22 protein-coding genes are annotated in these 22,310 nt (G+C 68.8%); 8 read left to right on the top strand and 14 right to left on the bottom strand.

From position 1 onward, the window contains the following. The first annotated feature begins 80 nt into the window (after positions 1-80). Positions 81-1,520 (top strand): GMC family oxidoreductase, encoded by a 1,440-nt coding sequence (locus ACWGIC_RS12860; RefSeq protein WP_452076072.1) that lies wholly within the window; start codon positions 81-83, stop codon positions 1,518-1,520. A 30-nt stretch (positions 1,521-1,550) separates the two neighbouring features. Beyond that, positions 1,551-3,023: a hypothetical protein gene (locus tag ACWGIC_RS12855; protein ID WP_452076071.1), complete on the top strand. Its 1,473-nt coding sequence runs from the start codon at positions 1,551-1,553 to the stop codon at positions 3,021-3,023. Between the two features lie 24 nt (positions 3,024-3,047). On the opposite strand, the gene ACWGIC_RS12850 is transcribed toward ACWGIC_RS12855, so the two are convergent. From ACWGIC_RS12850 to ACWGIC_RS12840, 3 genes are read right to left on the bottom strand one after another with little or no spacing between them, the layout of a single operon-like run. Continuing rightward, on the bottom strand, positions 3,048-4,658 hold the full coding sequence (locus tag ACWGIC_RS12850; protein ID WP_452076070.1) for an amidohydrolase: 1,611 nt from the start codon (positions 4,656-4,658) through the stop codon (positions 3,048-3,050). A gap of 3 nt (positions 4,659-4,661) precedes the next feature. Then, the gene (locus ACWGIC_RS12845; RefSeq protein WP_452076069.1) at positions 4,662-5,450 is read right to left on the bottom strand and encodes a molybdenum cofactor biosynthesis F family protein; all 789 of its coding nucleotides are present in this window, start codon (positions 5,448-5,450) and stop codon (positions 4,662-4,664) included. Between the two features lie 40 nt (positions 5,451-5,490). Continuing rightward, entirely contained in the window at positions 5,491-7,362 is a 1,872-nt protein-coding gene (locus tag ACWGIC_RS12840) for a primary-amine oxidase (RefSeq protein WP_452076068.1), read from the bottom strand. A 142-nt stretch (positions 7,363-7,504) separates the two neighbouring features. Between ACWGIC_RS12840 and ACWGIC_RS12835 the strand changes: the two genes are divergently transcribed. The 4 genes from ACWGIC_RS12835 to ACWGIC_RS12820 are packed head-to-tail and all read left to right on the top strand — an operon-like array spanning position 7,505 to position 9,967. Continuing rightward, positions 7,505-8,221 (top strand): SDR family NAD(P)-dependent oxidoreductase, encoded by a 717-nt coding sequence (locus ACWGIC_RS12835; RefSeq protein WP_452076067.1) that lies wholly within the window; start codon positions 7,505-7,507, stop codon positions 8,219-8,221. Between the two features lie 16 nt (positions 8,222-8,237). Beyond that, positions 8,238-9,035, top strand: coding sequence for an SDR family NAD(P)-dependent oxidoreductase (locus ACWGIC_RS12830; RefSeq protein ID WP_370934968.1), 798 nt, complete (start codon positions 8,238-8,240; stop codon positions 9,033-9,035). Positions 9,036-9,050: 15 nt separating this feature from the next. Beyond that, positions 9,051-9,503: a hypothetical protein gene (locus tag ACWGIC_RS12825; RefSeq protein WP_452076066.1), complete on the top strand. Its 453-nt coding sequence runs from the start codon at positions 9,051-9,053 to the stop codon at positions 9,501-9,503. After that, complete coding sequence (locus tag ACWGIC_RS12820) at positions 9,500-9,967, top strand: hypothetical protein (protein ID WP_452076065.1); 468 nt, start codon at positions 9,500-9,502, stop codon at positions 9,965-9,967. The genes ACWGIC_RS12825 and ACWGIC_RS12820 overlap by 4 nt, the downstream gene beginning before the upstream one ends. On the opposite strand, the gene ACWGIC_RS12815 is transcribed toward ACWGIC_RS12820, so the two are convergent. Next, the gene (locus ACWGIC_RS12815; RefSeq protein ID WP_452076094.1) at positions 9,959-10,636 is read right to left on the bottom strand and encodes a TetR/AcrR family transcriptional regulator; all 678 of its coding nucleotides are present in this window, start codon (positions 10,634-10,636) and stop codon (positions 9,959-9,961) included. The two genes, ACWGIC_RS12820 and ACWGIC_RS12815, sit on opposite strands and share 9 nt — an antisense overlap. A 79-nt stretch (positions 10,637-10,715) precedes the next feature. Between ACWGIC_RS12815 and ACWGIC_RS12810 the strand changes: the two genes are divergently transcribed. Continuing rightward, entirely contained in the window at positions 10,716-11,471 is a 756-nt protein-coding gene (locus tag ACWGIC_RS12810) for an SDR family oxidoreductase (RefSeq protein ID WP_452076064.1), read from the top strand. A gap of 29 nt (positions 11,472-11,500) precedes the next feature. Continuing rightward, positions 11,501-11,830, top strand: a complete 330-nt coding sequence (locus ACWGIC_RS12805) for a nuclear transport factor 2 family protein (RefSeq protein WP_452076063.1) — start codon at positions 11,501-11,503, stop codon at positions 11,828-11,830. Between the two features lie 46 nt (positions 11,831-11,876). On the opposite strand, the gene ACWGIC_RS12800 is transcribed toward ACWGIC_RS12805, so the two are convergent. The 10 genes from ACWGIC_RS12800 to dapA all read right to left on the bottom strand — a co-directional run bounded on the left by ACWGIC_RS12800 (position 11,877) and on the right by dapA (position 22,305). Then, the gene (locus ACWGIC_RS12800) at positions 11,877-12,572 is read right to left on the bottom strand and encodes an ABC transporter ATP-binding protein (protein ID WP_452076062.1); all 696 of its coding nucleotides are present in this window, start codon (positions 12,570-12,572) and stop codon (positions 11,877-11,879) included. Continuing rightward, complete coding sequence (locus ACWGIC_RS12795; protein ID WP_452076061.1) at positions 12,569-14,287, bottom strand: branched-chain amino acid ABC transporter ATP-binding protein/permease; 1,719 nt, start codon at positions 14,285-14,287, stop codon at positions 12,569-12,571. Before ACWGIC_RS12795 ends, ACWGIC_RS12800 begins: the two co-directional genes overlap by 4 nt. Next, the gene (locus ACWGIC_RS12790) at positions 14,274-15,134 is read right to left on the bottom strand and encodes an ABC transporter permease subunit (RefSeq protein WP_452076060.1); all 861 of its coding nucleotides are present in this window, start codon (positions 15,132-15,134) and stop codon (positions 14,274-14,276) included. The genes ACWGIC_RS12795 and ACWGIC_RS12790 overlap by 14 nt, the downstream gene beginning before the upstream one ends. Before the next feature lie 27 nt (positions 15,135-15,161). Next, a complete protein-coding gene (locus tag ACWGIC_RS12785) occupies positions 15,162-16,340 on the bottom strand; it encodes an ABC transporter substrate-binding protein (protein ID WP_452076059.1) in 1,179 nt (392 codons plus the stop codon). A 96-nt stretch (positions 16,341-16,436) separates the two neighbouring features. Then, positions 16,437-16,823 carry a nuclear transport factor 2 family protein gene (locus ACWGIC_RS12780; protein WP_452076058.1) on the bottom strand — a complete coding sequence of 129 codons (387 nt, stop codon included), beginning with the start codon at positions 16,821-16,823 and terminating at the stop codon, positions 16,437-16,439. Positions 16,824-16,834: 11 nt separating this feature from the next. Then, on the bottom strand, positions 16,835-17,602 hold the full coding sequence (locus tag ACWGIC_RS12775) for a MoaF C-terminal domain-containing protein (protein WP_452076057.1): 768 nt from the start codon (positions 17,600-17,602) through the stop codon (positions 16,835-16,837). Positions 17,603-17,755: 153 nt separating this feature from the next. Further along, positions 17,756-18,697, bottom strand: coding sequence for an AraC-like ligand-binding domain-containing protein (locus tag ACWGIC_RS12770; protein ID WP_107051170.1), 942 nt, complete (start codon positions 18,695-18,697; stop codon positions 17,756-17,758). Positions 18,698-18,800: 103 nt separating this feature from the next. After that, positions 18,801-19,853, bottom strand: coding sequence for a 3,4-dihydroxyphenylacetate 2,3-dioxygenase (hpaD, locus tag ACWGIC_RS12765; protein ID WP_452076056.1), 1,053 nt, complete (start codon positions 19,851-19,853; stop codon positions 18,801-18,803). Then, the gene (gene hpaE, locus ACWGIC_RS12760; RefSeq protein WP_452076055.1) at positions 19,850-21,358 is read right to left on the bottom strand and encodes a 5-carboxymethyl-2-hydroxymuconate semialdehyde dehydrogenase; all 1,509 of its coding nucleotides are present in this window, start codon (positions 21,356-21,358) and stop codon (positions 19,850-19,852) included. Before hpaE ends, hpaD begins: the two co-directional genes overlap by 4 nt. Before the next feature lie 2 nt (positions 21,359-21,360). Continuing rightward, positions 21,361-22,305 carry a 4-hydroxy-tetrahydrodipicolinate synthase gene (gene dapA, locus ACWGIC_RS12755; protein ID WP_452076054.1) on the bottom strand — a complete coding sequence of 315 codons (945 nt, stop codon included), beginning with the start codon at positions 22,303-22,305 and terminating at the stop codon, positions 21,361-21,363. Positions 22,306-22,310: the final 5 nt, after the last annotated feature.

The raw sequence follows: 22,310 nt of genomic DNA, 5'->3' as shown, positions 1-22,310 counted from the left end.
TCTTGTCCGCGAGGGCACGCCCGTTGTCGGCGAGTGAAGACAATTCCGGGCCGCGCCGGGGGACCGGTCAGGATCAGGACATGGACGTGATCGTGGTGGGTGCGGGCTCGGCGGGCTCGGTGGTGTGCCGGCGGCTGGTCGACGCGGGCGCGAAGGTGACGCTGCTGGAAGCGGGCGGACCGGACACGAACGCGGCGATCCACGACCCGTCGCGCGCGGGCGAGCTGTGGCACGCCGCGGAGGACTGGGACTACTACACGGTGCCGCAGCCGCACGCCGGAAACCGCAGGCTGCACCTGCCTCGCGGCAAGGTGCTCGGCGGTTCGCATTCGCTGAACGCGATGATCTGGGTCCGCGGCGCGGCGGAGGACTACGACGGCTGGGAGCTGCCCGGCTGGTACTGGGATGACGTGCGCCCGGTGTACGAGCGGATCGAACGCGACCTGCTCGACCTCGAACAGCACGATCCGCTGCAGCCGATCCAGCAGTCTATTGTGGACGCCGCACAGGAAATCGGCCTGCCGTTCAACGACAATTACAACGACGGCACCCTCGACGGCATCTCCATTCAGCAGGTCACGATGACCGGCGGGCGACGGCGCAACACCTGGCTCTGCTACGCCGAACCGGTCGCCGGCCAGATGACTGTGCACACCGGCGCGTTGGTGCATCGCGTGCTGTTCGCGGGCGATCGCTGCCTCGGCGTCCTGGCGGAGATCAACGGTGAACTGCAGACGTTGTTCGCCGATCAGGTCGTGCTCGCCGCCGGCGCTCTGGCGTCCCCGGCGATCCTGCTGCGTAGCGGAATCGGCCCGGCCGACGACGTCGCCGCACTGGGCCTGGACGTCGTCGCCGACCTGCCGGGTGTCGGCGAGAACCTGCACGACCATCTGCTGTCGCCGGTCATCTTCGCCACTGACCGGCGTGAGGTCGCGCCGCCGCAGACCGGGCTTTCGGTGACCCAGACGCACCTGTTCTGGCGCAGCCGCCCGGGCCTGGCGGTGCCGGACACCCAGCCGATCCACTTCAGCGTGCCGATGTACGAGCCGTGGATGACCGGGCCCGCGACAGGTTTTTCGCTGATGGCGGGCATGATCACGCCGCAGAGCCGGGGCACGTTGCGGTTGCGCAGCACGGATCCGGCCGAGATGCCGCTGATCGATCTGGCCGCGCTCGCGCACCCCGCGGATTTCGAAAGCCTGGTCGCGTCGGTGGAGCAGTGCCGGTTGATCGGCCGCGCCCCGGCGCTGGCCGAGGAATGGGGTGCGCGGGAGCTGTATCCGGGGCCGGCGGACGTGCGGGAGTACGTCCGGCGCACCGCGATCACCTATCACCACCAGGTCGGCACCTGCCGGATGGGGACCGACGAAATGGCGGTGACGGATCCGACGCTCGCGGTGCGCGGGGTGTCCGGGCTGCGGGTCGCGGACGCTTCGGTGCTGCCGCGGGTGATCAGCGGGAACACGAACGCGCCCGCGGTACTGATGGGCGAGCGGGTCGCGGATTTCCTGCTGGCGTAAATCGCGCGCAGGCGTCAGTAGGCTTGCCGGATGGATCTGCTCACCGCCGACTACTCGGCGCTGGACGCTTTGGCCGCCGACCCGCCTTCGGGACGGGCCGCGCTCGCCGCACGCGTCGCCGAGCAGTACCCGGACGCGGACGAGGAACAGCGTCGGCGGCTCCGCTACTTGCTCGCCCTTCTCGGCACGGACGGCGATCCGGTCCTGCTCGACCTGCTTGCCCGGCTCCGCACGGCCGGGCTGCTCGAGGCGGTGGTGAGCCGGGGCCTGCCGGTGCCCGGACCCGTGCTGGATCAACTGGTCAAGGAACTGGGATATCAGCGGCCCGTCGTTGACGCGGCAGGAGTGTCCGGGGACCGCCGGCGGGCGAAGGCGCTCGGGGCGCTGCTGAACGACGACGACCTGTGCGGCCGGGCGGCGCTCGCACTTGCCCGGCTCGGCGCGCGCGAATGGACTGTGCCGATCGCCCGGCGGCTTTTCGCGTCCGCCGGGCTCAAGCACATCTTCCTGGCGGTCGCGCTGGAGGAAATGGGCGATCCGGCCGCGGTCCCGGTGCTGCTCGACTGGCTGGCGAACGGCCCGGAACAGAACGCCTGGGACGTCCACCGGGCGCTGGTCCGGCTCACCGGACGGTCCCCGTTGCTTCCTTCGCCCGACGACATCCGCCGGGTTTGGGCGGGGCTCGACCTCACTGCGGGGCCAGTCCCTCAGGTGCGGGACGTCGCCGTCGATTCTCCTTCCGCGCTGCGGTTTTCCGTGGATGAAGGCCGGGCTCGGGTGCGCGTCGAGTTCGACCCGTCGGTGCCGGGATCGATGTGGCCGCGCTGGGATCAGACGCTGTACGTCGGGGATCGGGCGCGATTCGGCGTCGGCTCCGGTTGCGAGACCTGCGAAACAACGCTGAGCCTGCTCGGTTTCGGTCCCGCTGAAGCACTGGCCGGTGCCGCCCAGGTACGGGAAGTCCTTGCTGAGCCGCGCGAACTCACCACCGCGACCATGCGCGCGCTGGAACCGCTGCTCCAGGAGCTGGAGACTGGGCACTACCGGATGCTCTTGGCCGATCTTCCGCTGGAACGCGTGCGGGCGGCGGAGCAGTCGTGGTGGTGGCTGCGCAGAACGGAGACGCGCAGTGCGTGGGAGGGGGAGCCGAGCTGGCCGGGCATCGAGCATTTCCAAGTCCCGCAGGCGATTCCCGGCGAGATGCCGACGTACGGCAGCGTGGTTCCGTCGCAACCGCTGGACGCGCTGGACCCGGCGACAGTCGACCGGTACGCGGAAGCCATTGCCCGCGGCGAGCGTCCGGCGGCGTTGCTGCTGGCGTGGGCGGAGGACAGGTACATCAGCGCGCAGTGGCCGGAACGGTTCGTGCTGGGCGTCGTCCTGGACGGACACCACCGGCTGGCCGCCTACGCCGCAGCCGGAGTACCCGCGCGCCTGGTACTGCTGGTGCGCGGGGAGAGCGGCGAAGCGGTGGAGGAGTTCGTGCGTGGTTATCCCGGTTAGAACCGGGATAACCACGCACGAGCCCTAGTCCCGGGCGAACACCCGCTTGCCGCCGAACCACGTCTCCCGCACCGTGATCCCGGCCAGCTCGTTCGCCGGGGTCTTGAACGGATCCTGGTCCAGCACCACGAAATCCGCCGACTTCCCGGGCGTCAGCGACCCGGTCACGTCGTCCAGCCCGCACGCCCGGGCCGAGTTCAGCGTGAACACCTGGATCGCCTCGGCGAGCGTGATCGCCTGCTCCGGCCACAGGCTTCCCGGGTGCTTGCGGTACGGGTCCTGCCGGGTGATCAGGCCCTCGATGCCCTCCCAGGCGTTCGGGGATTCGCTCACCGGCCAGTCCGAACCGCCCGCGACCAGCGCGCCGGTGTCCAGCAGCGTCCGGTTCGGCTGCATCCGCGCCGCGCGCTCGGCAGGAATCACCTGTGCGATGGCGTCCGGGATCACGCCGGGGACCCACAGGAACGGCGAGATGTCCGCCGACACGTTGAGCGTCGCGAACCGTTCCAAATCGTCTGGGTGGATGAACTGTCCGTGCGCCACTTGGATTTTCGTCGTGTAGTCGCCGCGGGCGCGCAGGGTCCCGGCAGCGTCCAAAGTGGCCCGGACAGCCGCGTCGCCCGCGCAGTGGATCTTCGCCGAAAGACCGGCGGCGGCAGCGACGTCCAGCCAGCCCGCGAGTTCCTCCGGCGGCATCGTGGTGTCGCCGCAGAAGCACTCGTGGTGCAGGTACGGCTCCAGGAACGCCGCGGTGTGCGCGGGCGGGGTGCCGTCGAGGAAGATCTTCACGAAGTCCGGGCGGTGGTGCTCGCTGCGATACGCTGCGGCGCGATCGAGCAGCGGCTCGCCGATCGGGTCCGCGCCGAAGATCGGATCGTTCACCAGCATCGACGACACTACCCACGCCGCCAGTTCGCCAGCGTCGTCCAGCGTCTTCAGCGCGGCGAGGATGTCCAGCGTGGCCCCGGCGTCCTGGAACGCGGTAATCCCGTACGAGTGCAGGATTTCGATGGCCCGCCGCGACGCTTCGGCGTGCTGCTCGGCGGTGAGCGTGCGCGTGTCCCGCATCGCCCGCTCCACCGCCAAACCCGCGGACTCGATGAGCAGTCCGGTCGGCGCGCCGCTGTCGAGGTCGCGGTGGATCGTCCCGCCTGTCGGGTCCGGAGTGGACTCGGTGATCCCGGCCAGTTCCAGCGCCCGGCTGCTCGCCCACCGGTTGTGCCTGCTGTCCTCGATCAGCACGACCGGACGCCCGCCCGCCGCTTCGTCCAGCGCGCGGCGCACCGATTCGCGACCGAGTTCAGGAGCCAAAGTGGACGGCCAAGCCCCGCCGACGACCCACTCGTCCGGACCGAGCTTCGCCGACCATTCGCGCACGGCGGCGAGGATTTCTTCGATCCCGGAGCCGCTTTCCAGGCGCAGCTCGAACAATTCCCGCCCGGCGAGAGCGTGGTGGCTGTGCACGTCCACGAAACCCGGGAGCACGAACGCGCCTCCGAGATCGACGACCTCGGTGCCCGGACCGGCCGCGGCGGTCGTCACCCGGCCGTTCTCCACCGCGAGCGAGGTCGCCCACGGCCGGTCTTCGTCCACTGTGTACACAGTGGCGTTGGTGAGGAGCAGTTCAGGCGCCACGGGTCACTGTCCAGCGGGGTCGTAGTCCGGCGAATAAACAGTGTTGCTGAGCAGCCGGCCGTACGCGCCGAAGGTGAAGTGTGTCGGCGTCTTGCCGTCCTCGCCCAGACCGAACAGCGATCCGTGCGACCGCAGTTCGCGCACGTTCCGGTGGTCGGCCACGGTCACCGACGCGCACGGGATGACCTTCTCCCGCCAGGTGAACACGTAAATGCCGGGCCGGATCTGGTAGACGGAGTTCTCGTCAGTGTCGGCGAGCCCGCGCTCCGGACCGGACAGGCACTGCCAGGTGTACCAGTGCGGGGTGAGGTAAACGTGCTCGTACGCGTGCTCTTCGCTGTAGACCCACTGCACGCGGCGGCCGATCAGCGCCGTGCTGGGCGCGATTTCCTCGCCGTGCGCCTCGCGGCCCTGGATGGTCGCCGGGCGGAACCGTTGCGTCACCCGGGGAAGCCCGTCGCCGATCGTGCTCGTGACGACGAGCGCGCGGCCCTGGCGCACATCCAGCAGCAGGCTGAACGAGGTTTCCTCGCCGGGGTGGAACTGCACATAGAACAGTCCGGCATCCACGAGGAACGTCTCGGAAGCGGTCTCGCCGGAGGTGCCGTCCTCGTTCCACGAGGCGCGGCTGCCGGAGAAGCTGATCGAGAACGTGCCGCCGTCGGCACAGTCCAAAGTGAACGACTGGTTGTCGAGATCGTCCACAGTGGCCGCTTTGTTGGCGTCGAAGCCGGGAGCGAGACCGTCGAGCGGGAGCCAGGTGGAGGTGTCGGACAGATTGGTCGCGGGCATGGGGCCTTCCTCAGCGTTCATCGTCAGTGGTCGTTCATCGTCAGTGTTCACAGTGGCCGTGGGCGGCCGAGGGCAGGTCGAGTGCCGGGTTCCGGTCGCAGAACCCGTAGGGGCGCATCATGAATCCGGAGTAGTCGACCGGCATGACCGGCCAGTCCTCCGGACGCGGGACGTGCGTGGGGCCGAAGACGTGCCACAGCACGACGTCGGTGTCGCTGACGGAGCGGTCGGCCGCCGTCCACGCGGGCAGGCCGGCCCCGCCCGGGTGCGCGTTGGGACGCTCGCCCGCGGGGAAGCGTTCGCCGGGCGCGTACGGCGTGACCCACAGGTGGTTCGTGGCGAACGTCGCGCGCTGATAAACCGACGATTCCGGTTGCGCCAGCAGAGTCGCCGAGGGGCGCGGCACGAGCTGATAGGCGGTCGGCGCGCCGAGCCGGTTGGTGTGCTCGGTGCTGCGGACCTCCCACACCCGCGCGGCCGCCGGATTCGCGTGCCGTTTGGCTTCCTGTTCGGTGCGCAGTTCCGTGGCCTTCCAGGTGAAGGCGTTGCCATACGGGTTCTCGTCGCCGATCGGGATGCCGACCGCGTCCACTTCGTACACCGAGTTGCGCTGGCCGTCGACCGCGAAGTCGAGCCGGGCGCAGAACAGGTGCTGGTGCACCGGAGCGAACAGGCCGGGCGCGATCTCGGACGCGTGCGGCTGCGCGGACCCGGGTTCCGCGGCGCCGGAGAAGACGATGCCGGTCGCCTTGGCCTCGCATTCGATGGTGCCGTCGAGGTAGAGATACCAGAAGAAGCCGTAGTCGTAATTGCCGATGGTGGAGATCGACGAGATCACCAGCCTGCGCGAACGGCGGACCTCGGCCTTCCCGTCGAGATCGGTGTGCTTCCAGAGGATCCCGTAGTCCTCCTCGTGCATGCAGATCGCGTTCGGCACGCGCACCGGCTGGCCGTGGTCGTCGGCGAGGAAGGCGTCGAAGTAGTGGATCACGCCGAGGCAGTCGCAGCCGAGACGCAGGCTGTTGCCGTTCTTGCCCAGCAGGTATTCGCCGGCGTCGAAGTAGCTGATCCAGAACCGGCCGATTGACGTATCACCGTAGGGAACAACCATCTCAGGCACCGAGGCGCGATACAGCACCGAACGGTCCTGGAAGGTCAGCTGGTGCAGGGTCAGGCCCTCGCGCGCGTTGAACCCGACGCGCAGCTGCCAGCCCTCCCAGGTCACCAGCGAACCGTCGACCTCGAAGCTCGGGCCCTCCGGCTGGGTGATCTCGATCGGCTTGAGCGTGGTCCGCGCGGTGTGGTGGCCGTAGCGGCCGGAGTCCGCCGGGACCGGAGCGTCGCCCTCGTCCTCGACCCGGATGACGCGCTGCTCGGTGAGGTTGAGGTGCGCGACCAGGCCCTCGACCGGGTGTGACCAGGGATTGTCGGTCTCGTCCTCGCGCAGGAAGGTGAGCGACCGGATGACCCGGCCGGTCTCGTCCTCACGGCCGAAATAGCCGGGGGCGAGCGGGGCGCAGAACGCGTGCTCGATGCGGTCGCCGAGGCCGCGGCGGCGCATCGCCGCCTGCCATTCCGGCGACGCCTTCGTGATGGCCTCGGCCAGGTCGTACTCCTCGAAAAGGTACGGGGGCTGGCCCTCGGCGCACTTCTCGTGGCTGACCAGCTCCCCGCCGGTCACCGAGACGACCGCGTCGGCGGATTCGCCGGTCGCGGTGTCGAGCAGGGTGTACTGGATCCGGCGGTCGGCCGGTTCGCCGGCCAGTACGGCGGCCTTGTCCGGCTCCACCGGGAGGACCTGCGGAAACCGGGTCGTCTCGGTGACCAGCCCGTGTGTCTCCAGCATTGCCCGGCCGGCGGCGAGCTCGTCGGCGGTCAGCGGGTCGAGGGGGTGGCGGTGTGCGTTGCTCATGGTGTCCCTTCGCGCTCCTCGCCGCAGTGTTCGCGCCTGCCCCGGGGCAGCGGTAGCCGGGATCCGGGGGTCGTGCGGTCGCTGACAACAAGGATGCACTCGCTGCCAATCCCCGGCGGGGCGGTTGCTGCAGGATTGCGGAATGCGACTCGAGCTTTCCGGCAAGGCCGTGCTGATCACCGGTGCCGCGTCCGGGATCGGGCTGGCCTGCGCGCGGGCGTTCCTGGAGGAGGGCGCGCGGGTCGGGGTGGTGGACCGGGTCCGGCCGCCGTCGCTGCCGGGGGACGTCGTCGCGGCGCGGGCGGACATCACCGACGAGGGACAGGTCGCCGCGGCGGTGCAGCTCGTGGCGGAGTCGTTCGGCGGGATTGACGTGGTAGTCGGCTGCGCTGGGATATCAGGCCCGGTCGGACGGCCGCTCGCGGAGACCAGCGCCGAGGACTTCACGGCGGTGCTGGCAGTGAACGTGCTCGGGCAGTTCCTCGTCGCGAAGCACGCGCGGCCGTGGCTGGGAGACGGGAGTTCGATCGTTTTCCTGGCCAGCGATTCGGCCTTCGTGTGCGCGCCGGGGATGGTGCCTTACTGCGCGTCGAAGGGCGCGGTGGTGTCGTTGACACGGGCGTTGTCGGTCGAGTTCGACGGCGTCCGGGTCAATTGCGTATGCCCGTCGGTGGTGGACACGCCGATGGCGCGGGGAGATCTGGGCGATCTCCTGGACGAACCGGGATTCCCGGTGCAGGCGGCCGAAGAGGTCGCCCAGCAAGTGCTGTATCTGGCTTCCGCGCGGGCGCGGACGGTGAACGGACAGGCCCTGCTCGCCGACTTCGGCGTTTCGGCTCGGTCTGGGTTTCCTGCTTGAAAGGGAAGGAATGACGATGGCAGACACGCGGGTCGTGGCGATTACCGGCGGGGGGACGGGCATTGGGGCTGCGGTTGCTCGGCGGTACGCCGGCGAAGGCGCGCAGGTCGTGGTTCTGGGCCGGCGGCGGGAGCCGCTGGAGAAGGTCGCGGCGGAGACCGGGGCGCACGTGATCGCTTGCGACGCCAGCGTCCGGGAGGACGCGGAGGCGGCGATCGCGGAGATTCTCGGGAAGTACGGCCGGCTGGACGTGATCGTCGCCAACGCGGGCGGGCACGGGCTGTCGTCGGTGGTCGACACCGGCGACGAGGAGTGGGAGATCGCGCTCCGGTCCAATTTGTCCAGTGCGTTCGTGTTCTGCCGGGCCGCGCTGCCCTCGCTCGTGGAGAGCGGCGGGCAGGTGGTGATCGTTTCCTCGCTGGCCGGGTTGTTCGCCGGGCCCAATGTCGCCGGGTACACCGTGGCCAAGCACGCGTTGATCGGGCTGACCCGGTCCATCGCCCGGGATTACGGGCCGCGCGGGGTCCGGGCCAACGCCGTGTGCCCGGGCTGGGTCCGGACGCCGATGGCGGACGGGGAGATGGAGCAGTTCGCGGAGGCGGCCGGATTCGACGGCGGACACGACGAGGGGTACCGGCGGGTGACCGCCGAGGTTCCGCTGCGGCGTCCTGCCGAGCCGGAGGAAATCGCTTCTATCGTCCGGTTCCTCGGGTCTTCGGAGTCCTCGTACATCACCGGTGCGGTGCTGGTGGCCGACGGCGGGGCGCACGCGGTCGACTTGCCCACATTGGCCTTTGAGCGGGCCGGGATGTAGCCCCACAATGGCGGGATGACGTTCGAGGGGGACTGGGCGGCGAAGACCGCGACGGTCAATCAGCGGTTCGCGGACAAGGCCGTCGCGATCGCCCGGGAAGTGGAAGTCCTGCTCGGCCACGAGGCCATGACCTACCCGCGACACCCGGTCGCGCGCGCCCGCGAGGCGCTCGCCGACCGGGTGTTCGCGATTCTGGCCGCGGCACGCGAGGCCAGCACGACCTTCTACAACGTCGAGCGGGTGCCGGTCGCGATCGTGTCCGACTCCTACGGTGACGACTGGGTCGAGAAGGTGGCCGACGCCGCCGGCACGCTGGCCGCCGCGATGGCGCGGGCCGCCACCGTGCTCACCGGCGTGATGGGCGGCGAGTTCAAGGACGCCGAGACCCAGCAGTGGGCCACCGGAGTTTTGGACGACGTGCGCGACGCCGCCGCCGAAGTCCTCCGTGCGGCCGGGCAGGCGACGTGACAGCGACGACTCAGGCCGCGGTCCGCGCGCGATTGCTGGGGTACTTCACCGAAACCCTTCGGGCGCTGCCGTCCGGATCGGCCCTGGTGCTGCGGCATCCGGACCTGCCCAAAGCGGTCTTCCACCACGGGGTGACCCTGTCCGACGACTACGGCCGCGACGAAACCCGGCGATTCTTCGACATCGCCTACTGGGTGCTCGGGGCCACCGCCGAGACGTCCGATCAGTACCTCGACCTGACGATGCGGTCGTGGCGCGACCAGGGCTGGGCGACGGAGTTCCGCGCGAAGCCGCCGGTTTCCGCCGGTTACGCGAGAACTTCCGACGGATACGGATTCGCGATCAGGCGCAGTCTCAACGGATACCTCAGCATGGCGGGGACGACGCCGGTCTTCGCCGCGGACTCGCCCGAAGGAGACCCGATGCCCGGCCGGATCGACCGTCCGGCCGTCGGATCAGCTTGATTCAGCCAGCTTTCGCAGCCAGGTGGTCAGCAGCTGCGTTTCCGCCGCGCCCAGGATTTCCGGATGCGCGGCGGCGTGTTCCAGCACGCGGTGGATCTCGGAGTGCCGGTCGCCGCTGGCCGCGGTGCCGGTGATCGCGGCGATCGCGCCTTCCCGCACCGCCACCGACAGCGGCCGGTCCTCCTCGGCGAGGATGATCTGGCGCAGCGTGACCCCGATGTTGGCCACCAGGATGTGCGCGGCCGCCTGGTCCGGCGGGACCGTCAGCCGTCCCTGGTCGGCGGCAGCCTTGGTCAGGGCGCGCAGCATCGCGCTGGGCCGCTCCTGCGCCGCGGGCGCGTGCCCGGGATGGACCTGGCCGTACATGAGCGTGTAGAAGCCGGGGTTCGCGATCCCGAAGGCGACGTGCGCGTCCCAGCCGTCGCGCAGGTCCTGGATCGGGTCGCCGGACGGCTCGTGCGCGCCTTTTTCCGCGAGGTACAGGTCGAAACCGCGCTCGACGACCGCGTCGAGCAGGCCCTGTTTGCTGCCGAAGAAGTGGTACAGCGTCGGCATTTTCACCCCGGCTTCGGCACAGATCGCGCGCAGCGAAATGTCCTCGCCCGGGGTCGCGGCGACCTGTTTGGCCGCGGCGTCCAGCAGCCGGGTCCGGGTATCCGCGTTCGCCATCTGTGTCACACCGCTACAGTAGTCGCTATCGCAGTGATACAGTGACGCATATCAGTGATAAAGAGATGGAGGGGTACTCATGACCGACCGCACCCTCAAGGGCAAGAACGTCCTCGTCGCCGCTGGGGCGAAGAACCTGGGCGGGCTCGTCAGCAGGCAGGCCGCCGAGGCCGGCGCGAACGTGGCGATCCACTACAACTCCGAGTCGACCAGGCCGCAGGCGGAGGAAACGCTCGCCGCGGTCGAGGCGGCGGGCGGCAAGGGTGTCCTCCTGACCGGCGATCTCACCGTCCCGGCGAACGTGGAGAAGCTGTTCGCGGACGCGGAAGCCGCGCTCGGGAAGATCGACGTCGCGGTGAACACGGTGGGCAAGGTGCTCCGCAAGCCGATCGTCGAGACCGCCGAAGACGAATACGACTCGATGTTCGACATCAACTCGAAGGCGGCGTACTTCTTCATCAAGGAGGCGGGCCGGAACGTCGCCGACGGCGGCAAGATCATCACGATCGTGACCAGCCTGCTCGCGGCGTTCACCGACGGGTACTCGACCTACGCGGGCGGGAAGAGCCCGGTGGAGCACTTCACCCGGGCCGCGGCCAAGGAATTCGCCTCGCGCGGGATCTCGGTCACCGCGGTCGGGCCCGGCCCGATGGACACGCCGTTCTTCTACGGCCAGGAAACCCCGGAGCGCGTGGAATTCCACAAGTCGCAGGCGATGGGCGGGCAGCTGACCAAGATCGAGGACATCGCCCCGATCGTGACGTTCCTGGCGACGTCGGGCTGGTGGATCACCGGGCAGACGATTTTCGCCAACGGCGGCTACACTACGCGCTGATTTTTCGCTGCGACAGCAAGGAATCCTCTATGTCAGAAGTGGAAATTCCCGAACCGGTGTCGTCCTTCGTCGCCGCCGTGAACAGGCACGACGAGGCCGCGTTCCTGGACGCGTTCGCCGAATCCGGGGTCGTGGACGACTGGGGCCGGTTATTCACCGGGCGCGCTGAGATCAAGAAATGGAGCGACGTCGAGTTCATCGGCGCGCACGGCGTCCTGACGCCGGAGGAAAGCACTGTCTCCGGCGACGCCGTCACCGTCGTCGGGGACTGGCGGAGCAACCACGCCAACGGCCGGTCGAAGTTCGTCTTCGACGTCGACGGCGACCGGATCGCCAAGATGACCATCCGGAAAGGCTGAATTCCGAAGGGGGTGGGCGTCCCGCCGCGGACGCCCACCCGCCGATTCAGTTGGTGCCCAGGTATGCCTGGTGCAAGGTGTCCGGGTTGTCCAGCAGGGGCTGCGATTCCCCGGCGTAGGTGACCTTTCCGGAAGAAACGACCAGGGCTTCCTGTGCGACTTTCAGCGCCAGGTGGGTGAATTGCTCCACCAGGAGGATCGCCGCGCCCGCGTCGGCGAACTCGGTCACCGCCGGGAGAAGCCTGGTGAAAACGGCGGGAGCGAGGCCAAGGGACATCTCGTCGATGAGCAGGAACTTCGGTTTCGCGGCGAAAGCCCGGCCAAGGACCACCATCTGCTGCTCGCCGCCGGACAGCAGCGCGGCGGGGGAGTTCTTGCGTTTCTCCAGTTCTGGGAAAAGGGCGAGGACTTCGTCCACCCCGGCGGGAGTTTTGGCGGTCAGGCGCAGGTTTTCCAGCACGGTCAGGCCGGCGAAGACCGCGCGGCCTTGTTCTACGTGAGCCAGTCCCAGTCTCGCCCTGGCCACACGCGAGTGTTTGGTGACGTCCGTGTGTCCAACGTGGATGGTCCCGGCCGCCGCCGGGATCACGCCGGACAACGCCTCCAGCAGACTGGTCTTTCCCGCGCCGTTGGGGCCCACCAGCGCGGTGATCTTGCCAGCCTCCAGCGTCAGGCCGACGTCGGCGATCACGGGGCCGGCGCCGCGCGTGACGGTCAGGTTCTCGATTCGCAGCGTGCTCACAGCATCTCCGTTTCGCCCAGGTAGGCCTTCAGAACCGCCGGATCGGCCAGTACCTCCGCCTGCGGGCCGCTCGCCAGCACCTCGCCGAAGTCGAGCACAGTCAGCGTGTCGCAGACCGACCGGACCAGGTCCAGGTCGTGTTCGATGATCAGCACCGAGACGCCGAATCTGGCCGGGACTTGCCGCAGGCGTTCGCCGAAGGCCACGTGTTCCTCGTGCGGCAGGCCCGCCGCCGGCTCGTCCAGGAGCAGCACCTGGGGCTTCGCCATGAGGTGGCCGACGACTTCGACCAGGCGGCGCGCGCCCACGTCGACCCGGTCCAGCGGGGTCGACGCCGGCGGGCAGCCGAAGAACTCCAGCGCGGCGGCGACTTCCGCGGCGGGCGGCCGTCGCCGGGCCACGAAGCGGACGTAGGCCTCGATAGTCAGGCCCGCGGGGACCCGGTCCTGCTGGAACGTCCGGCGCAGACCGGAACGGGCTCGTTGCGTCGGGTTTCCGGTGAGGGGGCGGTCGGCCAGTTCCACGGATCCTTCGGCTTGCGGCAGGAAACCGCTGATGGCGTCGACCAAAGTGGACTTTCCCGCGCCGTTCGGGCCGATGACGCCGAGCACTCCGCCCTTCGGGACGGCCAAGTCCACTCCGGACAGTGCTTTCACCTGTCCGAAAGTGACGCTCAGGCCGCGGACGACCAGTACCGGTTCGCCCGGCGGCAAGCGCGGAGGTTCCTCGTCCAGCGCGGTGATCTGGACTCCGGCGCTGGCCCGCGAACGGCGACGCCACAGTTCGCGGATCGCGGTGCCCAGGTTGCCGCGCCCGGCCAAGGCTTGGATGCCCAGCAGGCCGAAGATCACGTAACCCCAGTCCTGCGGGACTCCCCATCGCTTCAGCAGCTCCGGTACCGCGACCCACAGGACAGCACCGAAGACTGCCATGTCAATCAGGTGCGCACCGGACATGATCGCCAGCACGTACAACGCCAGCGACTGAAGCGGGGCGAAGCTGGTCGGGAAAGCGAAACCGACCTGTGCGGTAAGCAAACCGCCGCTGATGCCGCCCAGAGTGGCGCTGACTGCGAAGGCCGAGAGTTTCGCGGTGCGGACGCTGGCTCCTGCCGCGGCGGTGCCGCGTTCGGAGAACGCCACCGCAGCCCAGCTGCTGCCCCACGGGCCTCGGCGCAGGAAGTGCACGACCAAGGCGCAGACGATCAGGACGATGACGCAGAGCAGGAAGTAGGCGTTGTCGTCGGCGACCAAGGACGGCCGGTCCACCGAAACGCCTTCGGTGGTGCCGGGGAACTGGATTTCCACCAGGGTTACGTCGGCGGCCGCTGCCAGCCCGAGGGTGACCACGGCCAGGTTGATGCCACGCAGGCGCAGCGCGGGGAGTCCAATGAGGACACCGACGACGCCTGCCGCGAGACCGCCCAGCAGCAGCCAGAAAAGGAAGCCGCCGGGAGCATGTGCGACGTTCAGCGCGGAGACGACCCAAGCGCCGATCGCGCCGAAAGTCAGCTGGCACAAGGAGATCATGCCCGCGCTTCCGGTGACGACGCCGAGGCCGAGCAGGGCGATGGCGGCGATTACGACGCTCACGCCGAGGTAGGCGAAGTAGCCGTTGAGGCCGACGGTCAGGCCGATTCCGGCCAGTACCGCGACCACCGCGACGACCAGTGGGGTTCCGAAGCGGGACACTGCGGCCCGGTCAGCGAGCTGCATCCCACACCTCCTTGCGCTGAGACCACACGAGCAGGCCGACGATGGCCAGGAACGGGACGAAATTCCGCACTACCGAAAGCTGGTCGACCTGCGCGAGCGCGCCCTGGAGCATGCCGAGGACCAGCCCGCCGGCGACGGCGAGGTCCAGCCGGCGGAACCCGCCGAGCAGGGCCGCCGCAGCGGCGGGCACGACCAGCATGGACAGCGAGGTGGCGTCGTTCGACTGGGACGGGGCGACGATCACGATGATGACGGTGCTGATCAGGCCGGTGGCGCCCCACACGGCGGCACTGAGACGTTTCGCGGGGATGCCTAACAGCTCAGCTGTCGTCGGGCGTTCCGACAAAGCACGCAGTGAGATGCCAACGGGCGTCTTTGTCAGGATCAACCGCGCGGCGAAGGCGATCACCACCGCGAGCGCGACGGTCACGACGGTCACCTGGCTGATCACCACGCCGCCGGCAGTGAAGGCCGGACCGGCCAGCAACGCCTGGAACGGCTGCGGTTTGTTGCCGAACAGGATGAACGACAACGAGATCAACAGCAGCAGCACCGCGACGGTCACCGCCGAGCGGGTGCCGGTGCCCGCTTCGGCCAGCCAGGTCGAGACGACCCAGCCGATCAGCACGCTCAGCACCCCGCCCAGCAGCACGCCGAGCACCACTGCCAGCCATTCCGGCAGTCCGCCGTGGACGGACAGGGCCACCCCGACGTAACTGCCGAACATGCCCGTGGCCGCCTGGGCGAAGTTGACGACCCGGACCAGCCGCGACATCAGCGTCAGGCACACCGCCAGCACCGCGTACAACCCGCCGGCAGCCAGCCCGGCCAGCGCTCCCTGCACCATTGCAGTCTCCTCTTTCCCGAGTGGGGGCTAGCGCCGCGGGATCCGCAGCCAGTCGGTACCGGCGATCTGCCACCGGTTCGTGCCCGTCGCGAGCTTCACCGGCCAGCCCGCGATGTTGTCGTGGTGCGTCTGCCCGGGGCCGAACACGTACGGCGTGCCGACCATCGGATCGGAGATCGGCTTCATCTCGCGCAGCGCCTTCGTCACCGACTCCCGGGTGATTTCGCCCGGCATGCCGTTGAGCACCTGCAGGAAGTATTTCGCCGCGAGGTACCCGCCCTGGCTGAACGAGGTGAGCGGAATGTTGTTGCGGGTCATGAGATCCCGCCACTCCTTGGTGCGCGGGCTCGCCGGGTCGGTGAACGGGTAGAACTCGGCGGGGACGTAAACGCCGGCACCGGCGTCCGAAACCGCCTTCGCGTACTGTTCACTGTAGACACTCGTGAGCAGCAGCCAGGTCACGTCGTGCCAGCCCTGTGCCTGCGCGGCTTTCAGCTGGCCGATCGAGTCGGGTTCGACCGGGTTGACCGTCACGGCTTTGCACCCGGCGGCGCGGGCCTTGACGATGTACGGCGTGTAGTCGGAACCGTTGTACGGCACGGTCGCGTCGACGTACTTCAGTTTCTTGCCGGTGATTTTCGACCATTCGTCGATGGCCGCGCGATAGTAGGGCAGCGTGTTCCCGGCGATTTCCAGCAGCGCGCACATGTCCTGCAGGTGCAGCACTTCGGAGCCGTACAACAGGGTCAGCGTCATGTCGTGGAACGGCCCGACGTTGGCGGGCCCGATGTTCGGGCTGGTGAAGCACGACGGGTCGACGCCGATGCCGGAGATGGAAAGCACCTTCTCCTGCTGGTAGTACTTGGCGTTGATCTGGCATTCGATGAGGCTGGACGAACCGACCAGCGCCACCGCCTGGTCGCCGCCGACGATTTCGCGGGCCGCGGCCGCCGCGGCGGCGGGATCGCCCTTGTCGTCGATGGCATGGTATTCGATCTTGCGCCCGTGCACGCCGCCCGCCGCGTTCGCCGCGTCGAAGACGGCCTTGGCGGCCTGGGACGATTCGGGGAAGGTGGCGGGTCCGCTCAGCGCGTTGACCGAGCCGACCACGATCGGTCCGTTCGGATCGGCGGTGCCCGCGCAGCCCGCCGCGACCAGCGTGACGAGCACGGCCGAGGCGAGCGCGGGCAGGAACTTTCTCATCATGGCTCGGCTTTCCGGTCCACAGTGACCAGAGGGGAAGGGGAGAGAGAACGGGGGCGGTGCCGGGGGAAGGACCGGCACCGCCGTTTCGCGGAAGACTCAGTCGGTCGCCGCGGCGACCGGTGCGGAATCCACGATCTGCTCGAAGCTCGCGACCTTGTCGCCGTCGAACTTCCACACGTGCGCGACCCGTGCGGTGAAAGCCTTGCCGGACTTGCGGTTCGTGCCGGTGTAGGTGCCGAGCCCGACGATCGAATCGCCGGCGTCCAGCAAGGCGGACAGGGTGAACTTGTAGCCGTCCCAGTCGCGGGCGATCGCCTCGAAAACGTTGCGCCGCACCTCGTCCGGGCCGGTGTAGGTGCCCGCGTACGGGAATCCGGCGGCCTCGGTCCAGGTGGTTTCGGGGCCGATCGGGGCGAGCATGCCGTCGAGGTCGCCGCGGTCGCTGGCCTCGTAGTGCGCGGTGATCACGTCCAAATTGGACACAGGAGAACTCCTTAGACAGGCTGGACGTCGGGGTAGCTGATCGAACCGAGCGGGTAGATGTGCCCGCCCGCGCGGGAATGCTCGGACCGGCCGTCGCCGGTGATGCCGAGGAAAACGCCGGTGGTGCGCAGGTCGTAGCCGAGATCGTGCAGCCACACGCTGGCCACTGCGATCCGGAACTCGCGGAAGCAGAACAGGTACAGGCCGTCGGCGAACTTCCAGACGGTCGACAGGTCCACGTCGCCGTGCCCGCGTTGCACGCCCTCGACGCACTGCCAGCAGTAGCGTTCCGAGGAGAGATAGACGTGCTCGTACAGATGATTCGGGCTGTAGCGGTAGACGTTGCGTTTGCCGATGAGGTCCCGCGACGGACCGGGCACGTCGCCGGTCGGTTCGCCGCCGTCGGTGGTTCCGGCGTGGAAGGTCTGCGAAACCCGCGGCGTGCCTTCGATGTCCTCGTCGCCGATCACCGACCGCACGGTGAGCGCGCGGTGCGTGGTGGTCGAGTAGACGACCGTGAGGGCTTCGCCCTCGACGCTCGTCAGCGGCAGGTTCACGAAGAAGACGTCGGGACGCACGGCGACCGCGTCGTAGGGATCCTCGACGCCGTTGCAGGTAAGCCGTTCGCCGTCGAGGAACCGCAGTTCGAGCTTCGTTCCGTCGTCGAGCGTGACGGTGAGTTCCCGCCCGGAGAGGTCGGCGTTGGGCAGCCGGTAGGTGTCGATCCCGGCGGCGAACTCGTCGTAGGTGCGCCATTCGTCAGGGGAAGGGTCGGACATGCCCATCATGCTCGCCGCGCCCCGTCCCGGGAGCGAACGTTCATGCGCTGGCGGGCAACTGCCGGACGCTCGCGGTCAATACCAGCGGCTTCGCCCCGAAACGACAACGGCGCCCCCGGTGACCGGGAGCGCCGTACGGGTCTTGGAAAGGGGTCAGCCGCGGGCGCGCAGTTCGCTCGGCGACTGCGCGAACGCGGCCCGGAACACCCGCGAGAAATGGGCCGCGTCGACAAATCCCCAGCGCGCTGCGATCGCCGCGACCGGACGCGCCGCCAGCAGCGGATCCCGGAGGTCTCGACGGCAGTGTTCCAGCCGCCGCTGCCGGATCCAGCCCGCCACGGTCGTGCCCTGCTCCTGGAACAGCCCGTGCAGATGCCGCGTGGAGATGTAGTGCTCCGCGGCGATCTGGGCAGGGCCGAGGTCGGAACGCGACAGATTCGCGTCGATGTAGCTGCGGATCCGCCGCATCAGGTCGTGGTGCGGGTCGGCGGCCGTGCGGTCGAGGTCGAGTTCGGTGGCCAGCATCGTGGTGAGCAGATCGACCGCGTTGTGCGCCAGCCGCACGCCCACCGGGCTCGTCAGCACGTCCAGATTCCCGCCCAGCTGCGCCAGGAACGGCACCACGACGTTGCCGACGCCCTCGCGCCCGGACATCCGCACCGCCGTGAGCTGACCAACCAGGTCGCGTGGCAGGTCAACCTGCTGCTGCGGGAACATCAGCACCAGCGTCCGGAAATTCTCCTCGAACACGAGCGAATACGGCCGGTTCGTGTCGTACAGCGCGACGTCGCCGGGCCGCAGCACCGCCTCGCGGCCGTCCTGGGTGAGGATGCCGGTGCCGGCCAGCATCACGCTCAGCTTGTAGCACGGCCGGTCGGCGCGGGCGATGAGTTCCGGCGTGCGCTCCACCGCGTGCGGCGATGCGGTGATCTCGGTGAGCGCGATCTCGCCCGCCTCGTGCGTGCGGAGCCTGCCGTGGAACCGGTCCCGGTGCTCGGTGCTCACCTGCAGCGGCACGAACGATCGCAGGACAGCGGACCGGAACTCAGTGAAGTCCTGCGCGACCGTGGTCGGCGTCTGCAAGATAGCCGTCATCATGTCACCTCTCCGTCGAAGTGCCGGTACCGCTGCGTGTCCGTGAAGGGCTCCTTGAGGGAATCAGCGTCCCGCAAGGAGCCCTTCACGGACGGGACGCACCTTAGACCTGTTCGCCCAGTTTGAAACCCTGGGCGGTGTCGCCGGCGCGGGTGTAGGAGAACCCGTCCGCGCCGATGGTCACGTCCATTTCCTTCGTTTCGGTGCGCTCTTCGACCGGCTGGAGCTTGCCGTCGAGGTCGAGCACCCGCGAGGCCTCGGTGTACCAGCTCGGCACCACCGGATTGCCCCACCAGTCGCGGCGCTGGTTGTCGTGCACGTCCCAGCTGATCACCGGGTTGTCCGGGTCGCCGGTGTAATAGTCGTGCGTGTAGATCTCGATCCGGTGCCCGTCCGGGTCACGCACGTACAAATAGAACGCGTTCGACACGCCGTGGCGGCCAGGGCCGCGCTCGATCCGGTCCGATTTCCGCACCGCGCCGAGGTGGTCGCAGATGTGCAGGATCTGGTGCCGTTCGTGGGTCGCGAACGCGATGTGGTGCAGGCGGGGGCCCGCGCCGCCGGTGAGCGCGACGTCGTGCACGGTCGGTTTGCGGAACATCCACGCCGCGTACACGGTGCCCTCGTCGTCCACGATGTCTTCCGACACCCGGAAGCCGAGGCCCTCGTAGTACTTCCGCGCGGCCGGGACGTCCGGCGTGTTCACGTTGAAGTGGTCCAGCCGCGACAGCGCGCCCGCGCCGTGCACGTCGTAGCGCTGGGTGAACCGCTCGACGTGTTCGGCCTCGTAGAAGAACTCGATCGGGAAACCGAGCGGGTCGAGCACGCGCACCGCTTCGCCGATGCCGCGCGTCGTGCCTGCCGGAACCCGGCGCACCTCGACGCCGAGTTCCCGGTAGTACGCCTCGGCGACGTCGAGTTCGCTTTCGCTGCGCACGCGGTACGCGAGCACGGCCAGTGCGGGTTCCGCGCCCTGGCGGAGGATCAGCGAGTGGTGCAGGTATTCCTCAAACGCGCGCAGGTATATCGCCTGGTCGTCCTCGTATGTCACGACGAGCCCGAGCACGTCCACATAGAACTCTCGCGACGCTTTCAGGTCGCTGACGACGAGTTCGGCGTAGGCGCAGCGGATGACGTCCGGTGGGGTCGTGGTCATGCCTTGTCCTTCCCGGCTCCGAAGCGCGCCGTGTGCACGTCGCCGAGCGTGATGTGCACGGCCTGCTGTTCGGTGTAGAAGTCGATCGAGCGGTAGCCGCCTTCGTGGCCGAGGCCGGACGCCTTGACCCCGCCGAACGGCGTGCGCAGGTCGCGTACGTTGTGCGAGTTCAGCCAGACCATCCCGGCGTCGATGCTCTGCGCGAAATTGTGCGCGCGGGTCAGGTCGGCGGTCCAGACGTAGGCGGCCAGGCCGTACTTGACGTTGTTGGCCAGCTCCAGCGCTTCCTCGTCGGTGTCGAACGGGGTGATCGCCACGACCGGGCCGAAAATCTCTTCCTGGAAGATCCGAGCGTCCGGCTTCACGTCGGCGAACACCGTCGGGGCCACGTAGTTCCCGGTGTCCAGACCCTCCGGACGGCCGCCGCCGGCGAGCAGTTTCCCTTCCGTCTTGCCGATTTCGACGTAGCTCATCACCTTGTCGAAGTGCTCCGGGTGCACCAGCGCGCCGACCTCGGTGGCCGGGTCGTGCGGGTCGCCGACGACGATGTTGCGGGCGCGTTCGGCGTAACGGGCGCAGAACTCCTCGTAAATCGGGCGCTCCACGAGGATCCGGCTGCCCGCGGTGCAGCGTTCGCCGTTGAGCGAGAAGACGCCGAACAGCGTGGAGTCCAGCGCCGCTTCGAAGTCCGCGTCGGCGAACACGACGGCCGGGGACTTGCCGCCCAGTTCCATCGACATGCCCTTGAGCCCGGGCGCGCAGTTGCGGAAGATCGTTTCGCCGGTGGTGGTTTCGCCGGTGAACGAGATCAGCCGGACGTCGGGGTGCTTGACCAGCGCGTCGCCCGCTTCCTCGCCGAGGCCGTTGACGAGGTTGAACACCCCGTCCGGCACGCCGGCCTCGCGGAAGATGTCCGCCCACAGGCTCGCCGACAGCGGCGTGAACTCGGCGGGCTTGAGCACCACGGTGCAGCCGGACGCCAGCGCCGGGGCGAGCTTCCAGCTCTCCAGCATGAACGGCGTGTTCCACGGCGTGATCAGCCCGGCGACGCCGACCGGCTTGCGGTTGACGTAGTTGACCTGCTTGCCGGGCACCTTGTAGGTGTCGTCGGCCTGCGCGACGATCAGATCGGCGAAGAAGCGGAAGTTCTCCGCCGCGCGCTGCGCCTGGCCGAGCGCCTGCTTGATCGGCAGGCCGGTGTCGAAGGTTTCCAGTTCGGCCAGCCGGGCGTCGCGGCTCTCCACGAGATCGGCGATCTTGTTGAGGATCCGGGCGCGCTGACGCGGCAGCATCTTCGGCCACGGGCCGTGGTCGAACGCCTCTTTCGCCGCGGCGACCGCGAGGTCGATGTCCTCGGCCTTGCCCGCCGAAGCCGTCATGTACGGCTTGTTCGTGACCGGGTCGAGCACCTCGAAGGTCTCGCCCGAGACGCTGTCGGCCGGCGCGCCGCCGATGTAGTGGCGGATGTGCTCCGGCAGGTTCTCCGGAACGTAGTGCGCGGTCATGGTCACTTTCCTTCCACAGTGAAGCCGTCGACGGGCGAGAGGTACTGCTCGCCCTGGCGCATGAGTTCGGTGATCCGGGCGATGCCCGGTTCGGTCGGGGTGATCAGCGGCGGGCGCACGAAGCCCGAGCGGATGAGCCCGCGCTGCTCCAGCACCCATTTGCCGGGCGCCGGGTTGGTCTCGACGAACAGCAGGTCGACCAGCGGGTGCAGGCCGTAGTGGATCTCGCGGGCGCGGTCGAAATCGCCCTCGGTCCACGCGCGGTACATCTCGGCGCTGGCGGCCGGGGCGATGTTGGCGGTGGCGCTCACGAAACCGGTGCCGCCGAGGGAAAGCAGCGGCAGGCACAGCAGCTCGATGCCCGACCAGACAAGCAATTCCTTGCCGCACAAGTGAAGTACGCGGGAGAAGTGCTCGAAGTCCTTGGTGGTCTCCTTGATCCCGACGAAGTTGTCGAAATCGCGGAACAGCCGCGCGACTGTCTCCGGGGCGAGGTCGACTGACGTCCGGCTCGGCACGTTGTAGGCGACGATCGGCAGGTCCGGGAATTCCTTCGCGACCGTGGCATACCAGCGGTAAAGCGCTTCCTGGGTGGGCCGCGCGTAGTACGGCGTGATGATCAGCGCCGCGTCGATGCCCGCGTCGCGCGCCTCGGAGGTCAGCTCCAGCGTCTCGTCGAGCTTCGCCGACCCGGTGCCGGGCATGAACGGCACCTTGTCGTCCACCGCCTTGGCGACGGTGCGGATCGTCTCCGCGCGCTCGGCCAGCGTCATCGCGCCGGGTTCGCCGGTGGAGCCGCCGATCGAGACGCCGTGCGAACCGGACGCGAGCTGCCAGTTCACCAGGTTGGTCAGGCTCTCGTGGTCGACCGCGCCGTCAGCGGTGAACGGGGTCATCAGCGGCGCGATCGAGCCGGTGATGGCGTTCGGGGTACTGCGGAACCTCATGGGGT

The organism is Amycolatopsis sp. NPDC054798, assembly GCF_053611505.1.
The sequence above is the reverse complement of the archived record's forward strand: the minus strand, read 5'-3'. Positions and strand labels throughout refer to the sequence as shown.